This window comes from Desulfovibrio sp. ZJ200 (assembly GCF_011039095.1).
GTDB lineage: Bacteria > Desulfobacterota > Desulfovibrionia > Desulfovibrionales > Desulfovibrionaceae > Desulfovibrio.
This window is the reverse complement of sequence record NZ_JAAKEH010000021.1, coordinates 37,694-46,323: the sequence shown is the minus strand read 5'-3', so window position 1 is coordinate 46,323 and position 8,630 is coordinate 37,694. Positions and strand designations below refer to the sequence as shown.

General features: G+C 63.4%; 5 protein-coding genes. 3 read left to right on the top strand and 2 right to left on the bottom strand.

Going from position 1 to position 8,630, the window contains the following annotated elements; all coding sequences use genetic code 11:
• The first annotated feature begins 147 nt into the window (after positions 1–147).
• Together G7Y52_RS07680 and recJ are read left to right on the top strand one after the other, a co-directional pair.
• Positions 148–1,128, top strand: coding sequence for a tetratricopeptide repeat protein (locus tag G7Y52_RS07680; protein ID WP_165069439.1), 981 nt, complete (start codon positions 148–150; stop codon positions 1,126–1,128).
• Positions 1,129–1,136: 8 nt separating this feature from the next.
• Positions 1,137–2,861, top strand: coding sequence for a single-stranded-DNA-specific exonuclease RecJ (gene recJ, locus G7Y52_RS07675; protein WP_165069436.1), 1,725 nt, complete (start codon positions 1,137–1,139; stop codon positions 2,859–2,861).
• Positions 2,862–3,044: 183 nt separating this feature from the next.
• Here the strand turns inward: recJ and G7Y52_RS07670 are convergent, their stop codons facing one another.
• The gene (locus G7Y52_RS07670) at positions 3,045–4,607 is read right to left on the bottom strand and encodes a lysylphosphatidylglycerol synthase domain-containing protein (RefSeq protein ID WP_165069432.1); all 1,563 of its coding nucleotides are present in this window, start codon (positions 4,605–4,607) and stop codon (positions 3,045–3,047) included.
• Between the two features lie 456 nt (positions 4,608–5,063).
• On the opposite strand from G7Y52_RS07670, the gene greA reads away from it, so the two are divergent.
• Positions 5,064–5,552, top strand: a complete 489-nt coding sequence (gene greA / locus G7Y52_RS07665; RefSeq protein ID WP_165069428.1) for a transcription elongation factor GreA — start codon at positions 5,064–5,066, stop codon at positions 5,550–5,552.
• Between the two features lie 10 nt (positions 5,553–5,562).
• Here greA and G7Y52_RS07660 read toward each other — a convergent pair whose 3' ends face one another.
• Positions 5,563–8,469 (bottom strand): glycosyltransferase, encoded by a 2,907-nt coding sequence (locus tag G7Y52_RS07660; RefSeq protein ID WP_165069424.1) that lies wholly within the window; start codon positions 8,467–8,469, stop codon positions 5,563–5,565.
• Positions 8,470–8,630: the final 161 nt, after the last annotated feature.

The following is an 8,630-nucleotide window of genomic DNA, read 5'->3' as shown; positions in this document are numbered from 1 at the left end:
AGCAAGCAAAGCTTGCTAACGGCTACCGCCGGCGCGGGCAAACCGCAGCGACTGAAGGCAGCCCGCACCTGTGCGGCGTTACGGCATTGCACAGCTATGATGCCTTAACGGCAATTTCAGGCGTAACATGCCTTGTTGAGGAAGATCATGCCCAAAGAACAAATCCCCGCGGCCCCGGCGGCAAACGCCCCGCAGGCCGCCGCGGCCCCGACCTCCAGTGCCGAGGCGAGCAAGACTGAAGTGCGCGGCGTCTTTTCCACTCAGGAAATCCGCAAGGTAGGCACCGGCACCACCACGCGCAAAACCGTGCAGAAAACCTTCTGGTTTATTGAACAGCACGGCGATGTCATCGAATGTCAGCCCTTGAACCCCAATTATGTGCCCAGCGGTCCGAAGCGTAAAATCACCATGGACGAACTGATCGGCAAGTTCGCGCCCGAGCCGGAGTTTTACATGAACTCCGTCTATCCCAAGATGCAGGAAATGCAACGCTCCGTCGACAACGGCGACAGTCACAGGGAGAAAGGCGAAACCTTTGCCGCCGAATATGAATATTCCCGCGCGCTCAAGATAGACGAGGAAAACGTGCGGGCCAACTTCGGCATCGGCCTCACCTATCTGGAACGGGGCGACGCGGAAAAAGCCCAGGACATTTTCGCGCGGCTGGTCAAGCTGGATGGCGCCTTTGAGCCCGAGCACAAGCATTTGTTCAATGAATTCGGAATCAATCTGCGCAAGAACAAGATGCTGCAGCAATCCCTTGAATATTACCAGCGCGCTCTGCAACTCTCGCAAAGCGACGAAAATTTATATATGAACATGGCCCGCGTGCTGCTGGAAACAAAAGACATCAACGGCTGCATTGATCATCTGCTCAAGGCCCTGGAAATAGCGCCCAGCCACGAGCCCTCCATCAAGTTTCTGGCCTGGCTGATCCAAAAGAACCTGGTGCCCGAAGATCGCCTGGAAACCGTGCGCGAAGCCCTGCGCGCTCTGACCCAGACCGCCCAGCAAACTCCTGCCCAGGGCTCCCAGCAAGCCCCGGCCCAAGCCGCCCAGCAAGCTCCTGCCAAGGCCGCCCAGCAAGCCCCTGCCCAGGGCTCCCAACAAGCTCCGGCCAAGGCCTGACGCCCGCCGTGAAAAGCTGGCAGTTCCGGCAAGGTCCGCCCGGCGCGCCGCCCAGGGCTTGGGCCGAAAAACTTTCCATCTCGCCGCTCCTGTTGGAAATCCTTTGGCGACGGGGCCTTACCGAAGCCCGTTGCATGGATGATTTTCTTTCCGCGCGGCTGAATGCTCTGACCGCGCCGGCTTGCTGGCCCCAGATTCCCCAGGCCGCGGAACTCCTTGCGCAGGAATTGGCCGCCGGAAAAAAGCTCGCGGTCTGGGGCGATTACGATGTGGACGGGATTACCGCCACCTGTCTGGTGCTGGATGTTCTGGAGGCTCACGGCCTTACGGCCGTCTGGCATATTCCGGATCGCCGCGCCGAGGGCTACGGCCTCAATATCCAGGGTGTTGAAGCTCTTGCCGCGCAGGGCTGCGGCATTCTGCTCAGCGTGGACTGCGGCATTGCCGATGTGGACGCCGTGCGCCGCGCGCGCGATCTGGGCATGACCGTGATCATCACCGATCACCACCTTCCCCCGGCCCAACTGCCCCTGGCCCACGCGCTGTGCAATCCCAGGCTGGGCCCGCAGGAGGACTCGCCCTGCCCGCATCTGGCCGGCGTGGGCGTGGCCTTTTACCTCATGGCCGGGCTCAACGCGCTGCTCTCTGCCCGGACCGGCAAACGCTGCAAGATGGACGAGGTTCTGGATCTCGTGGCTCTGGGCACCCTGGCCGACGTCATGCGCCTGACCGGCGAAAACCGCATTCTGGTGCGCGGCGGTCTGGCCAGACTGGCCGCCGCGGCTCGCCCCGGCATGGCGGCTCTGAAAGTGGTCAGCGGCTTTGACGCGGCCGCGGCCCTGAGCTCCGGGCAGACGGTCTTTCGACTGGCTCCGCGGATCAATGCCGCCGGGCGCATGGGCAAGGCGGATCTGGCCCTGCAACTGCTGCGGGAAAAGGATCATGCGGTCGCCGCCGCCCTGGCCGCTCAACTGGACGCGCTGAACACGGAGCGCCGCCTGGAGGAAGAGCGCATCCTGGCCGCGGCGCGCGAGCAGGCCCAGGAACTTCTGGCGCAAGGGCCACGGGCGGGTCTTGTGCTCTACGGCCCGGACTGGCATCCCGGCATTGTGGGGATTGTCGCTTCCCGCATTGTGGACGAATTTTACCGGCCCACCATTATTCTTTGCGATGATCAGGGCTGCCTCAAGGGCTCGGGCCGTTCCGTGCGGGAGTTTGATTTGCACGCCGGCCTGACCCGCACAGCGCACTGCCTGCTGGGCTTCGGCGGGCACCGGCTGGCAGCCGGAGTGCGCCTTGAGCCTCGCTGCCTCAATGAATTTCGCGCGCAATTCGAGGCCGCGGCGGCCGAGGCATTGGGGCCGGAGCCGCTCAGCCCCAGCCTGACCCTGGAATGCGAGCTGGATTTCGCCAAAGCGTCCGAGCACCGTTTTTTAAAGGAACTGGAGCTCTTGCAGCCCTTTGGTCCGGGCAATGCCGAACCCGTTTTCGCCTCGCCGCCGCTGCTGGTCAAGGAGCGCACTTTTCTGGGCCACAGCCGGGAACACGTCCTGCTCAAAGTGCAGGATCAAAAAAGCGGCATCACCCTTCCCGCAAAGGCCTGGCGCATGGCCGAGGCTCTGCCGCCCTCGCTGGTGGGTCAGACCATTCTTCTGGCCTACACGCTCCGCCTGGACATGTACAACGGCATAGCGTCGGTGGATCTGGGCATCAAGGACTGGCGCCCCGCCTAGAGCATTTTCTCTTTGAAAATGCTCTGCTGACGCGAAAGCGGCAGCCGCCGCAACGCGGCGTACATTCAGGCGAAAACCGCGTTTTTCGCCTGAATGCCACCTTTGACTTTCATAAAAAGTCAAAGGTAATCTGCTCTAGAGCGTTTTGCTTTTGAAATTATTCAATTTCAAAAGCAAAACGCTCTAACTTTTCTGCCCATGTGTTTTGCGCCTTTGCCTGCGGCGCAGCGCAATGCGCCAGAGCCAGGAAAGCAGCAAGATGCCCGCAATTCCCAGAAAGGCCCATAAGGTCCGCGCCGCGTTGAACGGCTGCTCAAAGCCCCAACTGGCCGCCCTGTCCCAAACCGGATGGTAGATGGCCCAGCCCAGAAAGAAGACCAGCCCCAGAGCGCCGAGCGCCCCGGCCAGCCAGTACAGGGGGATGGGTTCCTCCCAGAAAAAGGAGGAACGGTAAAAACGCCGCCGGGCCAGGCAAACGGCCAGGAGCACCACGCCGATCATCAGGGCCACTTCCCACGAGAAGCCCTTGAGCAGGGCCCCGGCAATGCCCAGAAGCAGGAAAATCACGGTCAGCCTGAAGGCTCGGGACTGGCGGCGCTCAAGGCCATAGGAGACGAAAAGCAGGGCCGCGCCGGAAAGCGCGCAGATGAAATGCCCCGCATAGAGCACGCCTTTGGGCAGATAAGCGGTCAGCAGGGCCACGCTGGAGGGCAAGGTGGGCAAGGTGGAGGAGACCAGCAGAATCACCCCCCCCACAAAGGCCATATAGGCCGTTATGGAATGTGAAAGCACAGACAGCCAGCGCCCTGCCTCGCGCAGCATGCTGCGGCGCTGCCGGGCCTCGTACACGGCCAGCAGCGCTGCCGCGGCCAGCAGCGGAATAATATAATAGATAATTCGGAAGAGCAGCACAGCGGCAAAAACTGTCTGCTCATGCGCAGTGTGGGTGAGATGCAGGATCACCAGTTCAAAAACCCCCACCCCGCCGGGAATGTGGGTCAGGACCACCGCCACCTGGGCCACAAGATAACTGGGCAGAAAATCAAGAAAACTGACGCCCATGTCGCCGGGCAGGAGCACATACATGCAGGCCGCGGCGGCCACGATGTCCACCCCGGCCACAATGAATTGGGCCACGGCGATGCGCGGCGCCGGAAAGACGAACTCCTTGCCGAAAATATGCACCGGCTTGCGCACCGTAAAGCAGAGCACCAGATAGGAGCAGGCCGCCAGAAAGAGAATCACGCCCAGAATGCGCACATCGGCTATGGGCATGTGCCGCAACAACTCGTCGGGGATCACGGGCGGGGCGATCATGAAAATGATCCCGCACAGCCCCAGGGCGCCCACCCAGAACGTCACGGCCAGCATCAGCACCAGGCGGACAATATCCGTCAATGTAAAACCCCAGGCCGTGTAAAAACGGTACCGCACGCTGGTGCCGCCGAGCAACGCGCCGAAATTGTAGCTGACGGCCTGCCCCACAAAGGAAACCAGCGCCACGCGCGGCAGGGGCAGCTTTTTATGAATGGCCTTGAGCGCCAGCCAGTCATAGCCCACCAGAATCATATAGTTGATGACCATCAGGAACAGGGAAACCCCGATGCGGCCATACGAAATCTGCTGAATGCTCTCTCGAATCTGAGCGATGCTGTAAGATTTGAGCTTGTGATAGAGGAGATAGACCGCCAAAAGAAAGATGGCGGCAATCAGCACCGGTCCCAGATAACGCAAATATTTTTTCATGATATGGCAATTCGTTAGCAGTAGCGCCGGATGTCGGCGGGAGAGGGCTCCGATCCATTTTCAAACACGCCGCATCCGGCATGGCTTCAGGAAAAAACCGGGCCTGCCGTATGCATCCCGCGTGCCCCCTGAAGGCAGCTCAGGCCAGGCGGCACAACAGAAAAAACGCTTCCGGCAGCATTGTGAAAGGTATACTACGCCTCGCACCCGCCGCGCAAGCCCGCTCCGCCCGGTCTCTCTTCCCGGGCGATCGCGGAAAAAGTTGCGCCAAGGCTTGACCCCGGGCACGGCAATGGCTAGGGTAGCAGACACGGCGCATGTCTCTGGCCGTGGAGCCGCGTATCCGCATTCGGCGGGCGCGGGCTTTCCGCAAATCCGATCCAAATACAACCAAGATCCGCAGGTGTGCTCTGCTGTCCGGGCAGCGGGCGCTTTTTTTATTTTGTGAGGTTCGACATGACAAGCACTCCCATTTCCATCCAGGGCTACAAAAAACTTGAAGAGGAACTGGCCCGCCTGAAAACCGAGCGCCCGGCCATCATCCAGGCCATCAAGGAAGCCAGGGAAGAAGGCGACCTGCGCGAAAACGCGGGCTATGACGCCGCCCGCGAGCGGCAGGGCATGGCCGAAGCGCGCATCAAGTACATTGAATCGCGCCTTGCCTTGTATCAGGTGATCGATCTGGACAAGCTCAGCGGCGACAGAGTCATTTTCGGCGCCAGCGTGGAAGTGGAAGATGTGGACAGCGGCGAACGCAGGACATTCACCATCCTCGGCCCGGACGAGGCCGACCCGGCCAAAGGCTCCATCTCTTTTCTCTCGCCCGTGGGCCAGGCCCTGCTGGGCAAGGAGCAGGGCGACGAAGTCACGGTGGACATTCCGCGCGGCCGGGTCACCTATGAAGTGATGAGCATTGCCTTTCACGGCAGCAAGGTGCTGGGCTGAGCCTTCGGGCTCAAACCCCGTTCAGATCCAGGGTCCAGCCGAAATCGGGCGCGGCGCGCAACTGCGGGTTGCGCAAACCGTGATTCCTGACAACCTCGCCCCAGCGCCGGAGAAAGTCTTGCCGCGCCCGGGGCGTCATTGATTCCTCCTGCGCCTGCCCGGGCAACAGCCATTGCCCCCAGGGCGAAATCAGCGAAGACCTGCCCTCCCCCTCCCGCCGCAAGGCGTACTCGGCTTCGGCCAGGGGGCCCAGCGCGGGATCAAAGCCCGCATGGCGCAAAAAGTCCTCCCGCCGCACGGCCATGCAGCGCCAGGATGCGGCCAGAACCCGCCGGGCGAGCAGTAATTGGCCCCAGCAGAGCGAGGGCAGCAGATCCGGCGTGGCTCCACGCTGCAAGGGAAAAGGCAGGCCTGTCGCGTCGGGGTACAGCCCGGCGTGCCACAGCCGCCCGCCTTGCCAGACGCAGCCGCCCACAACAGCCAGATCGGGCCGCAGAGCCAGCACTGCCAGTTGTTCGGGGCGGCAACCCTCAAGAGGCAAAAGAGCGGCATCCAGAAAGAGCAGCACATCCCCCGCGGCGGCGCGCGCCGCCGCCCGGCAGGCCGTGGCCCAATGCGGCCCGGCGGGCGGCAGGCTGCGGACATGCAGTTGCGGGGGCAAGTCGGCGCGGCTCAAGGCAGAGGGGGTCAGGGGCTGCCAGAGCGTCTCCAGTTGCAGTTGACGGGCAAGCTCTTGCAGGCACTGCACCAGGCCCGGGGCCGGGGGGCGCGGCGCATCCGCCAGAAGAATCACGCTGCAACGCAGCCCTGGCGGCACGGCTGTTTTCAGCCTGAAAAAATTATTTTTGCCCGCGGGCTCGACCGTGGCCTGCAAACCCCGCCGTTGCGCGCTGGCCTCCAGGGCCTTGCGGGTGGCTTCCAGCACATACGGCTTGCTTGCCACGCCAGAGGTGGTGCTCTCCGCATGAATCCGCCAATGATACAGGATGCGGGGAATGTGGGCGATTTCTTCCGGCTTGAGCTTTTCCGTCACCCGCAGACTCAGATCAAAATCCTGGGAGCCTTCAAAGCCGCGTCGCAGACCATTGGCGGCGCGCAGCGTGGAGGCCGCGTAACTTGAGAGATGGCCGGTGAAGTGCAGGTCAAAGTCAAAGGCGGCCTTGAAAATCGGCGTGCGCCGCACCCCGGCGGCGTCGATCTTGTCCTCATCGCTGTAGATGAAGCGCAGTTGGGGGCACTCAGCCGCATGGCGGGCCACTTCCAGCAGCGCGTTGGGGGCCAGCAGATCGTCATGATCCAAAAAGGCGGCCCAGGGCGCGTCGGATAAAGCCAGGGCGCTGTTGCTGGCCTGCGAGATATGCCCGTTGCGTTCCCGGATGACCAGGCGGATGCGCTGATCCTGCGCGGCATACGCGCGCAGCATTTCCGGCGTTTCCGGCGAGGTGGAGGCGTCGTCGGCCAGACAGAGCTGCCAGCGGCCATATTTCTGGGCCAGCACGGAATCCAGCGCCGCGCGCAAAAATGCCGGATTCGGATTCCAAACCGGCATGAGCACGGCGATCTCCGGCCATTGGCGGCCCACGCTCAGATGCCGGGCTTCCGGCTGCCCGGCAGCGCTGTTCCCTTCCCGCAGCTCAAGCCAGGCGTCATAAATCGAGGGCGCATTGTCCAGGGAACAGGCGTAGATGCCCGCCCGGGCCAAAGCCCGCATGCCCGGCCTGAGCTGCTCGTGCTGAAAACGCCGCGCCTGCGCCAGCCACTCCAGCGCCTGCTCCCTGAGCATGCCCAGCTTTTCCTGCCCGCCGAACTCGGCCAGCCGGGCGGCGCAATGCGTATACCAGGCAAAGACTCTCGGCAGCGAGGACGGCAGCTCGCGGCACAGGGCCACTGCCGCGCCCCGCTCGCGTGACGGCAAGAGGCGCAGCAAATGCAACAGGGCGTCGGGTTCCGGCGCATGCCGCCAGCGCAGCCATGCCGCGTCCAGGGAGTTCTGCAACGAGTGCGGGGCAGGAGCCAGGGGCAGGTTGCGCGGGCCTTCCACCAGCCAGGGCGTCAGGCCGTACTCCAGGCCGTCAGCCTGCGCCTGGAGGTGATAGTCCGGCCGCAGCAACGCGGGGTCCAGGCGGCCGCGCTGTAAAAGACTGTTCCAGAGGCCGCAGCTTTTCCAGGGATCGAAGCTGTCGCACAGTACCGCGCGCGCCGCGGGCTCGCTTGAAAAAAAACCCTTGCGCGCGGCCGCAAGGCGCAGGCAAAGGTCGATCCCGGCCAGGGCCTCCAGATTCGGCTGAAAACCGCCCGCGGCCATAAAATCTTCCCGTCGCAACAGGAGAGCCGCCTCGTGCGCGATTTGAAAAACGCGCCTGCGCGCGGCCAGAGGATGCCCGACATCCAGGCCTTCATATAAATAGCGTATCTGGCCCCGGCTGTCGGCCACGCTGCCCAGATGGCAGAGGCGCCTCCGGGCTGACGCGTTGCCGGAGGCCCGGCCCCCGGCAAGCAGCAAGGGGTTGACGCCCGCCAGGGCGGCATTGCTGTTGAGCCCTGCCAGCATGGGCGGCAGGCTGTTTTCTTCCAGAAGCACGTCAGAAGAAAGCAAGAGCAAAAAAGGGCTTGCGGCGGTCGCAACAAGCCGGTTGACGACCGCTCGCGGGCTTTGCCCGGCTGCCAGGGGCAGGCAGACAAAGCTTTGCAGGGCCTTGCGCCGCAGCAGCGCCCGCCCCAGGGCCAGCACCGGAACTTCCAGCGGGGCCGGGCAGAGGCAAACCACGGCCAGATCCTGTATGCCCGCCTCGACCAGGGCGTGAAGACAGGCGGCGGGCGCTTCCCGGCCTGCGCAGGTCACAGCCGCGGTCAGCAAAACATGCGCGGGATTCTGCCCCTGCCTGGCCGAAAGAGCGGTGGACGAAGCGGCGTTCATGCCCGGCAGCATACGGCAGGCTGAAGCTCAAGGCAACGCCGTGGCCGGGCGCGGCCAGGCCGGAAGAACGCTTTTTTGCCGCCCGCCGGGGCTTGGCAGAGCCCCGCAAGGTCTGCTAGGCTGGAATTTTATGAACGCCACTCAGCCGGGCCGCGCGCCCG